General features: G+C 69.1%; 14 protein-coding genes. 10 read left to right on the top strand and 4 right to left on the bottom strand.

Translation table 11 applies throughout. The features are described 5' to 3' along the window. The first annotated feature begins 13 nt into the window (after nucleotides 1–13). The gene (locus FND50_RS23585) at nucleotides 14–1141 is read left to right on the top strand and encodes a glycosyltransferase family 4 protein (protein ID WP_005573205.1); all 1128 of its coding nucleotides are present in this window, start codon (nucleotides 14–16) and stop codon (nucleotides 1139–1141) included. Between the two features lie 60 nt (nucleotides 1142–1201). Here FND50_RS23585 and FND50_RS23580 read toward each other — a convergent pair whose 3' ends face one another. Continuing rightward, on the bottom strand, nucleotides 1202–3013 hold the full coding sequence (locus tag FND50_RS23580) for a long-chain fatty acid--CoA ligase (RefSeq protein ID WP_144287293.1): 1812 nt from the start codon (nucleotides 3011–3013) through the stop codon (nucleotides 1202–1204). Between the two features lie 168 nt (nucleotides 3014–3181). On the opposite strand from FND50_RS23580, the gene FND50_RS23575 reads away from it, so the two are divergent. The 6 genes from FND50_RS23575 (at nucleotide 3182) to FND50_RS23550 (ending at nucleotide 7736) form a co-directional block, all read left to right on the top strand. After that, complete coding sequence (locus FND50_RS23575) at nucleotides 3182–3556, top strand: polyketide cyclase / dehydrase and lipid transport (protein WP_144287292.1); 375 nt, start codon at nucleotides 3182–3184, stop codon at nucleotides 3554–3556. A 151-nt stretch (nucleotides 3557–3707) separates the two neighbouring features. After that, nucleotides 3708–4145, top strand: coding sequence for an SRPBCC family protein (locus tag FND50_RS23570; protein ID WP_144287291.1), 438 nt, complete (start codon nucleotides 3708–3710; stop codon nucleotides 4143–4145). Next, the gene (locus FND50_RS23565; RefSeq protein ID WP_144287290.1) at nucleotides 4142–5383 is read left to right on the top strand and encodes an ArsA family ATPase; all 1242 of its coding nucleotides are present in this window, start codon (nucleotides 4142–4144) and stop codon (nucleotides 5381–5383) included. The genes FND50_RS23570 and FND50_RS23565 overlap by 4 nt, the downstream gene beginning before the upstream one ends. Beyond that, on the top strand, nucleotides 5380–5781 hold the full coding sequence (locus FND50_RS23560; RefSeq protein ID WP_144287289.1) for a hypothetical protein: 402 nt from the start codon (nucleotides 5380–5382) through the stop codon (nucleotides 5779–5781). Before FND50_RS23565 ends, FND50_RS23560 begins: the two co-directional genes overlap by 4 nt. Nucleotides 5782–5833: 52 nt before the next feature. Then, a complete protein-coding gene (locus FND50_RS23555) occupies nucleotides 5834–6847 on the top strand; it encodes an ROK family protein (protein ID WP_144287288.1) in 1014 nt (337 codons plus the stop codon). Nucleotides 6848–6977: 130 nt separating this feature from the next. Then, the gene (locus FND50_RS23550; RefSeq protein ID WP_005260161.1) at nucleotides 6978–7736 is read left to right on the top strand and encodes a 1-acyl-sn-glycerol-3-phosphate acyltransferase; all 759 of its coding nucleotides are present in this window, start codon (nucleotides 6978–6980) and stop codon (nucleotides 7734–7736) included. A 13-nt stretch (nucleotides 7737–7749) separates the two neighbouring features. On the opposite strand, the gene FND50_RS23545 is transcribed toward FND50_RS23550, so the two are convergent. Then, nucleotides 7750–9072, bottom strand: a complete 1323-nt coding sequence (locus tag FND50_RS23545; RefSeq protein WP_144287287.1) for a glycosyltransferase 87 family protein — start codon at nucleotides 9070–9072, stop codon at nucleotides 7750–7752. A 67-nt stretch (nucleotides 9073–9139) separates the two neighbouring features. On the opposite strand from FND50_RS23545, the gene FND50_RS23540 reads away from it, so the two are divergent. Together FND50_RS23540 and FND50_RS23535 are read left to right on the top strand one after the other, a co-directional pair. Beyond that, the gene (locus FND50_RS23540; RefSeq protein WP_005260165.1) at nucleotides 9140–9631 is read left to right on the top strand and encodes a polyadenylate-specific 3'-exoribonuclease AS; all 492 of its coding nucleotides are present in this window, start codon (nucleotides 9140–9142) and stop codon (nucleotides 9629–9631) included. 42 nt (nucleotides 9632–9673) lie between these two features. Then, nucleotides 9674–11059 (top strand): class II 3-deoxy-7-phosphoheptulonate synthase, encoded by a 1386-nt coding sequence (locus tag FND50_RS23535; protein WP_144287286.1) that lies wholly within the window; start codon nucleotides 9674–9676, stop codon nucleotides 11057–11059. A gap of 43 nt (nucleotides 11060–11102) precedes the next feature. Here FND50_RS23535 and pknB read toward each other — a convergent pair whose 3' ends face one another. After that, nucleotides 11103–13121 (bottom strand): Stk1 family PASTA domain-containing Ser/Thr kinase, encoded by a 2019-nt coding sequence (pknB, locus tag FND50_RS23530; protein WP_260850660.1) that lies wholly within the window; start codon nucleotides 13119–13121, stop codon nucleotides 11103–11105. Nucleotides 13122–13231: 110 nt separating this feature from the next. On the opposite strand from pknB, the gene FND50_RS23525 reads away from it, so the two are divergent. Next, on the top strand, nucleotides 13232–13600 hold the full coding sequence (locus FND50_RS23525; protein WP_005260167.1) for an Rv2175c family DNA-binding protein: 369 nt from the start codon (nucleotides 13232–13234) through the stop codon (nucleotides 13598–13600). Nucleotides 13601–13607: 7 nt separating this feature from the next. Here FND50_RS23525 and FND50_RS23520 read toward each other — a convergent pair whose 3' ends face one another. Then, complete coding sequence (locus FND50_RS23520; RefSeq protein WP_144287284.1) at nucleotides 13608–14549, bottom strand: phytoene/squalene synthase family protein; 942 nt, start codon at nucleotides 14547–14549, stop codon at nucleotides 13608–13610. Nucleotides 14550–14554: the final 5 nt, after the last annotated feature.

The raw sequence follows: 14554 nt of genomic DNA, 5'->3' as shown, positions 1-14554 counted from the left end.
CTACGGTGATCACATGCGCCGAACCCTGTTGGTGACGAACGATTTTCCGCCGCGACCCGGCGGAATTCAGTCGTACCTGCACACCTTCGCCAAGCACCTGCCCGCCGACGACCTGGTCGTCTACGCCCCGCGCTGGCGCGGCGACTCACACATCAAGTTCGATGCGCGGCAACCGTTTCAGGTCGTCCGGCACCCCACCACCTTGATGGTGCCCACCCCGTTCGTCGCCCGCCGCGCCGCCACGTTGCTCGCCGAACACGACTGCACGGGCGTCTGGTTCGGCGCAGCCGCCCCGCTCGCGCTGCTGAGTTCGACGCTGCGCCGCGCCGGGGCGGAACGGGTGGTCGCGAGTACCCACGGGCACGAGGTCGGCTGGTCGATGCTCCCCGCCGCGCGCCAGGCCCTCGGACGGATCGGCGACCGGACCGACGTCGTCACGTATGTCAGCCGGTACACGAGGGGCCGCTTCGCGTCCGCGTTCGGCGCGAGTGCCGCGCTCGAACACCTGCCGCCGGGAGTCGACACCGACCTGTTCACCCCGGACAGCGGCGCGCGGGCCGAACTGCGGTCCCGCTACGGGCTGGGGGAGCGTCCGACGGTCCTGTGCCTGTCCCGTCTCGTGCCCCGCAAGGGCCAGGACATCCTCATCAAGGCGCTCCCGGGCATCCGCGAGCACATCGATGGCGCCGTGCTCGTGATCGTCGGCGGCGGCCCCTACGAGGACCGCCTGCGCTCGCTCGCGCGCTCGGTCGGGGTGGAGGACCACGTCGTGTTCACGGGCACGGTGCCGTCCGCGGAGCTGGCGGCGCACCACACGATCGCCGACGTGTTCGCGATGCCGTGCCGCACGAGGGGCGCGGGACTCGACGTCGAGGGCCTCGGCATCGTCTTCCTCGAGGCGTCCGCCACCGGTGTGCCGGTCGTCGCCGGACAGTCCGGTGGCGCCCCGGAAACGGTGCGGCAGAACGAAACCGGCATGGTCGTGGACGGCACGTCGGTGGCCGAGGTGGCGCGTTCGGTGATCTCGGTCCTGTCGGACCGCGACCGCGCGGCCGCGATGGGGGCGGCCGGCCGCGAATGGGTCAGGGCGGAGTGGCGATGGGACGTGCTCGCCGCCAAGCTCCAGGCACTGCTTGCATGACCGCCCGTGAGTACTTGTCAACCGCCCGCGGTTAATAAGTACTCACGAGCCCGGAGGGCACTATTTGGCGTAGATGGCGGCGATGTCGTCGGCGAAGCTGTCGTGCACCACGTTGCGCTTGAGCTTCATCGTCGGCGTGAGCTCGCCGGTCTCCTCCGTGAAGTCGACGGGCAGGACCCGGAACTTCTTGATGGCCTCCGCGTGCGACACGAGCTTGTTGGCCTCCGCGACGGCCTCGTCGATCTCGGCCGTGAGGTCGGCGTCGGCGAGCAGATCCGCGACCGTCGTGCCTGCGGGCTTGCCGTTGCGCTCGTTCCACGCGGGCAGCGCGTCGGCGTCGATGGTGATCAGCGCGCCGATGAACGGCTGCTGGTCTCCGACGACGATGGCCTGGCTGATCAGCGGGTGCGCACGCAGGTGATCCTCGAGCTGGGCGGGGGAGACGTTCTTGCCGCCGGCTGTGACGATGATCTCCTTCTTGCGGCCGGTGATGGTGATGTACCCGTCCGCGTCGACCGATCCGAGGTCGCCGGTGTGGAACCAGCCGTTCTCGATCGCGTCGGCGGTCGCGTTCTCGTTGCGCCAGTAGCCGCTGAAGACGACCGGCCCCGACAGCAGGATCTCGCCGTCGTCGGCGATGCGAACGGAATTGCCCGCCAACGGCTTGCCGACCGAGCCGACCTTCTGCTCGCCGATCGTGTTGACCGCGAACGCCGCGGACGTCTCGGTGAGGCCGTAGCCCTCGTAGATCGTGATGCCGATGCCGCGGAAGAAGTGGCCGAGGCGGGCGCCGAGCGGCGCGCCGCCGGAGATCGCCAGCTGGCACTTGCCGCCGAGCGCCGCCCGCAGCTTCGAGAACACCAGCTTGTCGAACAGGGCGTGCTTGGCCTTGAGTATCAGCCCCGGCCCGCCCTTGTCCTGAGCCTCGCTCCAGGCGATGGCCGTCTCGGCGGCGGCGTCGAAGATCTTGCCCTTGCCCTCGCCGTGGGCCTTGGCGCGGGCGCTGTTGTAGACCTTCTCGAACACACGCGGCACGGACAGGATGAAGTCGGGGCGGAATTCGCCGAACGTGGGGACGAGGTTCGGGATGTCGCTTGTGTGTCCGAGTGCGGCGCCGGCGTCGAACGACGCGATGCTGACGGCGCGCGCCAGGACGTGCGCCATCGGCAGGAACATGAGGGTGCTGACGCCGGGCGTCTTCAGCAGGGTGCCGAGGCTGGAATCGAGGATGCCTTTGGACTCGGCGATGAGGTTGGAATGCGTGAGCTGGCAGCCCTTGGGCCTGCCGGTGGTGCCGGAGGTGTAGATGAGGGTGGCCGGATCGCTCGACTTCAACGCGGCCACGCGGGCCTGGACTTCGGAGTCGGGCACGCCGGCGCCCAGTTCGGTCAGTTCCTCGACGACGCCACGGCCGCCGTCGGACACCTCGATCTGGTAGACGCCGCGGAGCGCGGTCGCCTCGGCGGCGACGGCCTTCACGGTGGCCGCGTGCGTCGCGTTCTCGACGACGAGATCGATCGCGGCGGAGTCCTCGAGGATCCACCGCACCTGCTCGGCGGAGGACGTCTCGTAGATCGGGACGGTGACGCCGCCCGCTGCCCAGATCGCGAAGTCGACGAGGGGCCACTCGTACCGGGTGGCCGACATCAGTGCCACCCGGTCGCCCTGCTGGACGCCGAGGGCGATGAGACCCTTGGCGACCGCGGTGACCTGAGCCGCGAACTCGGCGGCCGTGACGTCGGTCCAGCGTCCGCCGATCTTGCGCTTGTACACGACCAGCGTCGGGTCGGCCGCGGCGTGGGCGAACACCGAGTCGACCGCGGACGCGTCCTCCGCGATCGTGAACGACTGTGGCGCGCTGAACTCGGGCACGAAAACCTCCGACACTGAAGATACTGACGAGTAGGATTGTCGTCCCAACTTTAGACCTTCCCCTGCCCGGCCTGCTTCCAGGCCGAAGAAGCGTGGTCAGAGCCCTGCCGGTGAGGTGCTGCGGAACCCCGCGGCCACCGCAGGCAGCGGTATGTGAAGCTAGTCGCCGTGAGCAGCATTCAGGTCGCAGACCAGACGTTCATCGCGGCCCCACCACAGCAGGTCGCGGCGGCGATCGCGCCGCCGGCCCGCTGGCGCCGGTGGTGGCCCGATCTCACTCTCGCCGTCCGCGAGGACCGGGCCGAGAAGGGCATCCGGTGGACGGTGGCCGGACCCCTCACCGGAACGATGGAAGTGTGGCTCGAGCCGGTGCTGGACGGGGCGATCGTCCACTACTTCCTCCACGCCGAACCGGCCCGCAGCGAGGGCACCTCCGATCTGGCCGCACTGAACCGTCGCAGGCGCGTCGAGGGAAAGGTCATGTCCTTCGAGGTGAAGAAAGAACTCGAGGCCGGTCGCGCTGCGGGAGAACCGCCGTCCTGAGGCAGATCCGGCCGCGCGGCGGGGTCGGCATTGTGTCAGGGCGCCGAGATCGTGTGTGATAGTCGGGCACAACACAGACATACGACACCGGTAACGGCGTGGCCCCGCGATCGACGAGCGGGTCGGCCAGGCGAAAGGAAGCGTTCACTCCATGCCCGAGAGGACCAAGAGGTCGATCAGTATCGAGGCGCCGCCCGCCCGGGTGATGGATGTGATCGCCGACTTCGACGCGTACCCGGCGTGGGTGGCCGCAGCGAAGTCCGTCGAGGTCATGGAACCCGGACAGGGCGGCCGGGCCGACCGGGTGCGGTTCGTGCTCGACGCGGGCATGGTCAAGGACACGTACGTACTCCGCTACGACTGGGCTTCCGACGGCAAATCGGTCAGCTGGGAGCTCGAGTCCGGTGAGATCCAGAAGTCGCAGTTCGGTTCGTACGTTCTGGAGGACGAGCCGGGCGGCGGCACCACCGTCACATACGAGCTCACCGTCGACCTCACCATTCCGATGATCGGCCTGTTCAAGCGCAAGGCGGAGAAGGCGATCACCGACACCGCGCTCAAGGAACTCAAGAAGCGGGTGGAAGGCTGAGCAGCGAGGGTCGTGCCGGACCTGCGCGGGTCCAGTTCTTCGTAGGGAAGGGGGGCGTCGGGAAGACGACGCTCGCGGCCGCGACGGCGCAGGCGGCCGCAGAGGCGGGAAACCGGACTCTCCTCGTCTCCCTCGACCAGGCGCACTCCCTCGCCGATGTGATCGGGATCGCCGCCGCCCGGGACCTCCTGTCCGTGACCGACACCCTCGACGTCCTCGAACTCGACACCCTCACGTTGCTCGAGAACAGATTCCGGAGTCTGGCAGCGGTTCTCGCCGCCGCCGGATCGCACGACCACGGTGCCCAGTTGTCCGCGCTCGAACCGGAGGAGCTGACGGGGCTTCCCGGCGTGCAGGACGTGCTCGGGCTGCGCGAGATCGTCCGGTTCGCCACCGAGGGCGACTACGACGCCGTCGTGGTCGACTGCCCGCCCACCGCGGACTGTCTGCGGACGCTCGCCGCGCCTGCAATGGCTCTCGAGTACATCGAGCGGGTGTGGCCGCAGCACCGCCGCATCGTCGCGCTCCTGGGTTCCGATTCGCGCCTCGTCATGCTGGTGACGTTGATCGAACAGGTCGTCGCCGCGGTCGGCGAGGTCCGGGAGATGCTCGCGAACCGGGCGAAAACCACTGTGCGACTGGTGACGACGCCGGAGCGGGTGGTGCTGACGGAGACCCGGCGCACCGTGGCGGTTGCCGCGCTGTCCGGCCTGCGCATCGATGCGATCCTCGTGAACAACCTTCTGCCGCACTTCGATTCGCCGGCAGGACACGACGATCCCGGTGTGGCATGGTTGATCAGGCGGCGAGCCCTGCAGCAACGGGTGCTCGCCGAGCTGACCGCCTCCGCGGGCGCCACGGTGATCCTCTCGGTGACCCGGTCGGTGACGGAGCCGGTAGGGTGGGCCGATCTCGGCGGAATCGCCCGGGAGTTGTATGCCGACGACACGGACGCGGTTGCGGTGTTGGGGAAGAACCCGCCTGCAGTGCGGGTGGGGCTGGAATCGGGGGCCGGTGTGGATTCTGTGTACACGATGCGGATGTATCTTCCGCTCGTGAACCCGTCGACCCTCACGTTGGGTCGAGTGGAGGACGACTTGGTCGTGGGAGCTGAAGGGGTGCGCCGCCGGGTCCGCCTCGCCTCGGTCCTGCGCCGGTGCGTCGTCGCGGGCGCAGAACTCGACGGAAGCGATCTGGTCGTGCGCTTCACGCCCGACCCGCAGGTGTGGCCGGTATGAACGACGACCACGTGCAGCTGGTGGCAGAGCTGCGGGCGCTCGCCGAGACCGCCCTGGACCGTCTCGAGCCCATTCTCCAGCGCGCGGCGGCGCCGCACGCCCAAGCGGACGCCGAGGGTGCAGTGCCCGGAACCGGGCAGTGGTCGGGGTGCACATGGTGCCCGGTGTGCGCACTCGCGGCCCTGATCCGCGGTGAGCAGCACGACCTCGTGACCCTGCTCGCCGGCCAGGCGTCCGTGCTGATCGCAGTGCTGCGGCAGGTCCTCGACGAGCATGCCGTTCACGACACCCCGGACCCAGGCGGCCCCGACACTCCGGAACCCGGCCCGGGCGGTGGAACGCCCGAACCGGACGGCGGCTCGGCGTTCGAGCCGATCACGGTCACCATCAAGCATTGAGCGTGCTCTGCGCGGACCGGATCGCCGGACTCGTGCACGTCGGCGATCCGGCATGGGCACAATCATCTCCATGAGCACAGGCACGGGCAGCGAACGTGGCGGCAGCGCGGCGCTGACCATCGGCATCGACGTGGGTGGAACGAGCATCCGTGCGTCGGTGGTCGACTCGGCCGGTGAGGTGCTCGACTCGCTCCAGTCGCCGACCCCGGCGTCGGCGAAGGCACTCGAGAACGGCCTGGACCGCGCGGTCCGGGAGCTGTCCGCGCGGCACGACGTCGCCGCAGTGGGGCTGGCGGTTGCCGGGTTCATCACCCCCGACCGCACGACGGTGCGGTTCGCGCCGCATCTGCCGTGGGTGGGCGCACCTGTCGGCCGGGACCTCGGGCAGCGTCTCGGTCTCCCGGTGATCCTCGAGCACGACGTGAACGCGGCGGCGTGGGCCGAGCACCGGTTCGGTGCGGCCGCAGGCGGCCGGAACGTGGTGATGCTCGCGATCGGCACGGGTATCGGTGCGGCGCTCCTCGCGGACGGCAGGCTGTACCGCGGCAGCCACGGCGTCGCACCCGAACTCGGTCACATCCAGGTGGTCCCCGACGGGCGCCCGTGCGCGTGCGGCAAACACGGCTGCTGGGAGCGGTACTGCAGCGGGACGGCCCTCGTCGACACCGCGATCGAACTTCTGGCCGCGGATCCGGTGACGTCGACCGTCCTGGCGCGGGAGGTGGCGGTCGATCCCGGTGCGCTGACGGGACGGCGGATCGCGGGCGCGGCACAGGACGGCGATCCGCTGGCACTGGAGACCATGCGGGAGTTCGCCCGTTGGCTCGGCGTCGGCCTGGCGCTCATCGGGGACGTGTACGACCCGGATCTCGTCGTGATCGCCGGTGGGGTCGCGAGTTCCTCACCGCTGTTCATCGACGAGGCCCGCGAGCACTACGCGGCGCTGACGACGGGGGCCGGGCACCGGCCGCTCGCCCGCATCCGGCCTACCCAGCTGGGGGAGGCGGCGGGCATGATCGGAGCGGCGGAACTCGCTCGGGCCGTCCTGCCCGATCGGGTGGGTTGACGCCCGGCCTACTGCTGTAAACCCGCAGAGTGTGATGCTGTGCGGGGCTCCCGGGCGTGTGTAGCGACCCTCACCCACCCGAAGTAGAGTCGACCCGAACGAAGCTTGGGTTGTGAACGGGAGGGACGCCATGTGGTACTGGCTCTTCAAGTACGTGTTTTTAGGGCCGGTTCTCTGGGGGCTGGGTAGGCCGACCGTGGAGGGTACGGAGAACATTCCGGCGGAGGGTGGCGCCATATTGGCGAGTAACCATCAGGCCGTGCTGGATTCGTTCTTCCTGCCGTTGCGTGTGCCGCGGAGGATCACTTTTCTCGCCAAGAGCGAGTACTTCACCGGGACGGGACTCAAGGGCGCTTTCCAGCGCTGGTTCTTCTCGGTGGTCGGCCAGGTGCCGATCGACCGGACGGGCGCCGACGCCGCGCAGGATGCATTGAACGCCGGGTTGCGCGTCCTCTCGCAGGGCAAGCTGCTCGGCATCTACCCGGAGGGCACCCGGTCGCCCGACGGCCGCCTCTACAAGGGCAAGACGGGCCTGGCCCGCATGGCTCTCGAATCCGGTGTGAAGGTCATCCCGGTCGCCATGATCGGAACGGAGAAGGTCAACCCGATCGGCTCCCGGGTGTGGCGTCCGTCGAAGGTCACCATCCGCGTCGGTGAGCCCATCGACTTCTCGCGGTTCGAGGGCATGGGCGGCAACCGTTTCGTGGAGCGGGCCGTCACCGACGAGGTCATGTACAAGCTGATGAAGCTGTCGGGTCAGGAGTACGTCGACATCTACGCGGCGACGCTGAAGAAGAAGGCGCCCGCCGCCGACGCCTCGGTGGCCGATGTGGCGCCGGCGAGCGACGCGACCACCGTCACGCGACTGCCGGACACGCGGGCGAGCTGACCGCCGCGACCTCTCAGCCGACGGGGACGGTGAGATCGTCGGAGGTCTCCGACCGATCGTCCTCGTCGGACTGTGAGGGGCGGGTGCGGAACGCGACGATCGCGACCAGCACCACGGCGAGTCCCCACCACACGTACGACGACGCCAGGAACTGATCCCACAGATTCCAGTGGGTTCCGCTCCAGCGGCCCACCCCGAGTTTCCAGTGCGCGGCGAGCCTCACGACGACGACGCCGGACACGGCCGTGACCGCCAGGGCGACACTCCGGCGGCGGTAGGCGAGGACCCCGAGCACGAGGATCACCGGCACCGACCACACCCAGTGGTGCGACCAGGACACGGGGGAGACGAGCAGTCCGAGAACGGCGTTGAGTTCCAGCGCGAGCGCGGTCTCGCCGGACCGGAGCGCCCGCGCCATCGCGAGAATCACGAGTGCGAGAACCACGACGCTCAGCAGCAGCCAGAACGGGGTGCGCACCGAGTCGCTCAGGCCGAGCCGGGCCAGCACACCGGTGATGCTCTGGTTCGCCGGATACGCCGGGGTGCCGATCCGATCGGAATCGAAGAGCGTGTGCGTCCAGTAGGTGACGGAGTCGTTCCACGTCGCGATCGCGCCCACTGCGCTGAACGCGAGGAAACTGACCCCGGTCACGACGGCAGAGCGGAAGTCCTTGCGCACCAGGAAGTACAGGATGAACACGGCGGGCGTCAGCTTCACCGCCGCCGCGAGGCCGATCAGCACGCCGCGCGGCCACGGCGTCTTCTTCGGCAGGCAGTCCGCGGCGACCAGCAGCATCAGCAGGATGTTGATCTGCCCGTAGTCCAGGGTCGACGAGACGGGTTCGAGGGCCATCGACACCGCGAGCGCACCGAGGGCAGTCCACACCAGCGTGGTGCGGGGTGCGATGCCCAGCGAGTCGAGCGTGACGACGAGAACACCGAACAACGCGATCAGCGACAACACCGTCACGACGGTCCCGGCAATCGCCAGCGACACCGTCGACAGCGGACTGAAGACGACGGCGGCGAGCGGCGGGTAGGTGAACGGCAGGAAGTTGCCCATCTGGGTGGCCGGCATCGACCCGTACAGGGTCGGGCCGTGCAGGAACACCGAACCGCCCAGGCGGTAGACGTCGAGATCCAGCCGGTAGTAACTGCCGAAGTCCCGCAGGCCGGGCAGTCCGAGCAGGTTGTAGGCGAATCCGATTGCGAGCCCGGCGAGGACGAGGACTCGGACGACGAGACCTCCGATGCGGAGATGCAGAGGCACCCGCGGGGGGTCGATCAGGTCCGCGACAGGGGCGGCGGACTGTCGACCGTCGGAGGTTGCGCGCACCGAGGCCTCCTTCACGAGGTAGGGGTGGATCCGGATGACGCCAACGGGTGAGGCATAGTTTGCGGGCGTGCGTTACTTCTACGACTGCGAGTTCATCGAGGATGGTCGCACGATCGACCTGGTGTCGATCGGGGTGGTCGCGGAGGACGGACGTGAATTCTACGCGGTGTCCACCGAGTTCGATCCCGACCGCGCGGGCAAGTGGGTGCGCAGGAACGTGCTGCCGAAGCTGCCGCCGCCGTCGTCGCCCCTCTGGAAGAGCCGCGCCCGCATTCGCGACGACCTCTACGCGTTCCTGATTCCCCGGCCCGGCATCGTCCCCGAACTGTGGGCGTGGGTGGCCGCCTACGACCACGTCGCCCTCTGCCAGTTGTGGGGGGACATGACGGAGCTGCCGCAGTCGCTGCCCCGGTACACGCGGGAACTCCGCCAGTACTGGGAGGAACACGGCAGCCCGGCGCTCCCACCTGCACCGGGTGACGCGCACGACGCCCTCGCCGACGCCCGGCACAACCTGGCGAAGTTCGAGGCAGTTCGGGCGGCGCGCTCACTCCGGTGACCTGACTCGCCATCGCTCCGGTCGAGCGAATATCCTGTATGGGTGAACTGGACTGTCGACGTGCCGATCGACCGCTTGCCCGAACTCCCGCCGCTGCCCACCGAGATGCGTGAGCGCCTCGATGCAGCGCTGGCCAAGCCCGCTGCCCAGCAGCCGCAATGGCCCGAGGGTCAGGCCGCCGCGATGCGGACCGTCCTCGAGAGCGTGCCACCGATCACGGTGGCCAGCGAGGTCGTGGCCCTGCAGGAGAAGCTGGCCCAGGTCGCGCGCGGCGAGGCGTTCCTCCTCCAGGGCGGTGACTGCGCCGAAACGTTCGCCGACAACACCGAGCCGCACATCAAGGGCAACATCCGCACGCTGCTGCAGATGGCCGTGGTCCTGACGTACGGAGCGAGCCTGCCCGTCGTCAAGGTCGCCCGCATCGCCGGCCAGTACGCCAAGCCGCGGTCGTCGAACGTGGACGCCCTGGGCCTGCAGTCGTACCGCGGCGACATGATCAACTCCCTCGTCGCCGACGAGGCCGTGCGCGCCCACGACCCGTCGCGGCTCGTGCGGGCGTACGCGAACGCCAGCGCCGCGATGAACCTGGTCCGCGCGCTCACCGGCGCGGGCATGGCCGACCTGCACAAGGTGCACGACTGGAACCGCGAGTTCGTGGCGTCGTCGCCGGCCGGGGCCCGGTACGAGGCACTCGCCGCGGAGATCGACCGCGGGCTGCAGTTCATGAACGCCTGCGGCGTCACCGATCCCAGCCTGCACCACGCGCAGATCTTCGCCAGCCACGAGGCGCTCGTCCTCGACTACGAGCGCGCGATGCTGCGCCTCGACACCGACGACGACCACGCCAAGCTGTACGACCTGTCCGCTCACTTCCTGTGGATCGGCGACCGCACCCGTCAGCTCGACGGGGCGCACATCGCGTTCGCCGAACTCGTGTCGAACCCGATCGGCCTGAAGATCGGACCCAGCACCACACCGGAGATGGCGGTCGAATACGTCGAGCGCCTCGACCCCACCAACAAGCCGGGTCGCCTCACCCTGATCTCGCGCATGGGGAACAACAAGGTCCGCGACCTGCTGCCGCCCATCATCGAGAAGGTCCAGGCCACCGGTCACCAGGTGATCTGGCAGTGCGACCCGATGCACGGCAACACGCACGAGGCGTCCACGGGATACAAGACCCGCCACTTCGACCGCATCGTCGACGAGGTGCAGGGATTCTTCGAGGTCCACAACGGTCTCGGCACGTACCCGGGCGGCATCCACGTCGAACTCACCGGTGAGAACGTCACCGAATGCCTCGGCGGCGCGCAGGACATCTCGGACCTCGACCTGTCCGGTCGCTACGAGACGGCGTGCGACCCCCGCCTGAACACCCAGCAGTCGCTGGAACTGGCGTTCCTCGTCGCGGAGATGCTGCGCGGCTGATCGCCCGCATCATTCGGACCCTCACTGCCCTGCACCTGCGGGGTCAGGGCAGTGAGACCAGGGTGACCGTGCTCCCGGGCTTCACCAGATCGCCGCTGCCCGGGTTCTGGCTGATGACGAACGACCTGTCCGTGTCGGTCACCGAACGCACCTTGACGTCTAGTCCGAGACGGCTCAGTTCGTCCCGCGCGGATCCGACCGTCCGGCCCAGCATCGACGGAATTCGCACCGCATTCGACACACTCAACGTCACGCTGGTACCCGCATTGACGCGGGCGCCGGCCTTCGGGCTGGTGGCGATCGCGTCCCCGGCGGCGACGTTCCGGTCGAAGTCCGTGGTGACGTCCTGCACGACGATGCCCACCGCCTCGAGTGACGCCCGGGCCTCGGCCTCCGACATGCCCTTCACGTCGGGAACATCGACCGGCGGTGCACCTTTGCTGACGATCAGTTTGACCGTGGAACCGGTCGTGAGCTCGGTACCCGGTGCCGGGTCGAGTGCGGCCACCGCACCGATCGGGACCTTCGCGCTGAACGCCTGACCGCCGTCGACCGGGGTGAACGTGCGGTTCCGCAGTTCCTGCTCGATTCCGGCGCGCTCACCGCCCGCGGGCAGCGGCGGGACCGTCGGCCTCCCGAGGGAGACGAGAAGAGCCACCGTGCCGTCGCGGGAGATCCGCGAACCGCCGGTGGGATCGGTACCCAGCACCGTGTCGAGCGCAGCCGTGTCGGAATACTGCCCCCGGATCTCCGTCGACAGCCCGGCCGCTTCGATCGCCGTCACCGCCGCACCGCGATCGAGACCGTCGATGGTCGGGACCGCGGTGAATCGGCCCGAACCCATCCACCAGCCACCGAAACCCACCGCCAGGGCGAGCATCAGGATCACGAGCAGCCACACCATCGTGGTCCGGCGCGACCGCTGCCGTTCGGCGGCGAAGTCGGGGTAGTGATAGCCGTCGTCGGGTTCGTCCTCCACCCCGAACGACGGTTCGTCGATCGGCGGGCGCGGAGTCTGGGTGGTGACGACCCGCGTGTGCTGGACACCGGGCTGCGCCGGTAGCGGGCTGGGCGGCGACAGCGGCGCGGCGGGGGGAAGGTGCACGGTGGGCGGTGCGGCGGGGCCCGGCGGCGCGCTCAGGGGAGGCGCGCTCGCGGCGGCCGCGGCGCTCAGGTGCTGCGCCGAGCGTCGCGGGGCGGGCACCCGATAGGCGGGCAGGTCGAGCGCCGCCGCGATGCCGCGCAGGGCCGAGCCCATCTGCTCGGCGTTGGCGAAGCGGTGTGACGGTTCCCGGTGGGTGGCCTCCGCCACGAGTTCGTCGAACTCGGGCGGGACGCCCGCGATGAACGAACCCGGCCTCGGAACGTCCTGGTTGATCCGCTGGTAGGCGACGGACAACGACGTGTCCCCGGTGAACGGGGTCCGTCCGGTGAGGAGTTCGAACAGCAGGACACCGGTGGAGTAGACGTCGCTGCGGGTGTCCGCGATCCCGGACGTCACCTGCTCCGGCGACAGGTATGCCGCCGTGCCCAGAATCACACTGTTCGACGTGGTGGTCGACGCGGCGGCGGCCCGCACCAGACCGAAGTCGGCGATCTTCACCTCACCGCCGTCGGAGATCAGGATGTTCTCGGGTTTGATGTCGCGGTGCACGAGACCGGCCCGGTGGGCGACGGCGAGCGCGTCGAGAACCGGGCCCGCGACCGCGGCCACCGCGTGCGGCGGCATCGGCCCGCGTTCCCGGAGCAGCTCGCGGAGCGTTCCGCCGTCGACGAGTTCCATCACCAGGAACGCGTGCTCGCGATCGTGTCCCTGGTCGTAGACCGCGACCAGCGACGGGTGCTTGAGTCGTGCGACCGAGCGGGCCTCGAACTCGAACCGGGCGACGAACGCCGGGTCGGCCGCGAACTGCGGATCCATCACCTTGATGGCCACCGGACGGTCGAGACGCGTGTCGAGCCCCCGGTAGACGGTGGACATGCCGCCACGCGCGATCGTGGCATCCACCCGATAGCGCCGGTCGAGCAGCTCGCCGATCAAACGTTGACCTCCATCGTGCACAGTGTCCGTTCCCCCGTCAGTGCGCGCGGCCCGGCCACGCGCCCCTCAATCGTAGCCAGCGACACCGACCGGTAGCGCCACGCAGGAAGCGACCAGATAACGTTAGGGGAGTGAGTGCCATCCCTTACTGTGACGATGTCCTGGACCCTTCCGTCTCGCTCCTCCAGTTGGTGGACGTCGCGAAGAACCTCGGTGTGGCCGTCACCCGTGTGCAGCAGCTTCTGCGCGATCAGCAGTTGATCGCCGTCCGACGCGACGGCGTCCTCGGTGTTCCCGAACTCTTCTTCGACGAGACCGGCGAGACGGTCAAGTGGCTGCCCGGTCTCATCGCCGTGCTGCACGACGGCGGATTCAAGGACGAGGAAATCCTGCAGTGGCTGTTCCGTGAGGACGACAGCCTCCCCGGCGCACCCGTCCAGGCCCTGCACGGCGACCTCGCCCGCGAAGTGATCCGCCGCGCTCAAGCGATGGGATTCTGACCGCCGGTCACCACGCTCGGCCACGGGCAGGCACCGCGAGCCGGGCGAACTGAGGCAGCGCCGTCGCCCACCGGTGTCTCCGGGACACGGTGGCGCGCCGGTCGAGAACCCGGTAACCGCCTCGCTCGATCTCGTCGAGAATGCGGGAATACAGCACGAACGCGGTCCGGATCCCGGGTTGCACCCGTCGGTCCAGCATCGCGATGCCCGGTTCCGCGTCCCGGTACACGGAACGGGTGATCGAGATCAGGTGGGCGAGGGCCCGCACGATCCGCTGGTCCGTCGTGCCGCTGCGACGACTGTGCGCGAGGAGTTCGGTGTCGACACCGAATGCGGCCAATTCGTCGGCCGGGAGGTAGACCCGGCCCCGATCCAGGTCCTCGCCGACGTCGCGAAGGAAATTGGTCAGCTGGAACGCCTCACCGAGAGCCGCAGCGTGTGGTTCGGCATCGGCGGCGGGCCCGGTGGTTCCGAGGACGGGCAGCATCTGCAACCCGATCACGACGGCCGATCCGTACATGTAGGTCCGGAGTTCGGTCATGGTGCCGTACTCGGCCCGATACTCCGCGGTTCCCGGAACATCCATCCGCATGGACTCCAGGAACGCGAAGAAGTAGTCGTGGGGGATGTCGAACGAAGCCACGGTGTCGAGGAACGCGGGAAGGACCCGCTGCATCTCCGGTGCGCACGCAGCCGGCCCGACCGCCTTCCGGTCGGTGAAGCCGAGTCGCAGTGCCGCGTCGATCCGATCGAGTTCGGCGGCGCAGTCGCCGGCCGTCCGACCGGCATCGACGTCCACGATGTCGTCGACCGTGCGGGCGAACCCGTAGAGGGAATGCACAGCGGCCCGGCGGCGCTCGGGAAGCAACCGGGTCGCGAGATGGTAGGTGCGACCGTGCTCCGCCGTCACCGCGCCGCAGAACCGGTAACTGTCGGCCAGCTCGGTCATCGACC

It is taken from the genome of Rhodococcus sp. WB9, from assembly GCF_007558985.1.
In the GTDB taxonomy this organism is placed as follows: Bacteria; Actinomycetota; Actinomycetes; order Mycobacteriales; family Mycobacteriaceae; genus Rhodococcus_F; species Rhodococcus_F opacus.
Note: the sequence above shows the minus strand (reverse complement) of the source record. Positions and strands in the feature narration are given on the sequence as shown.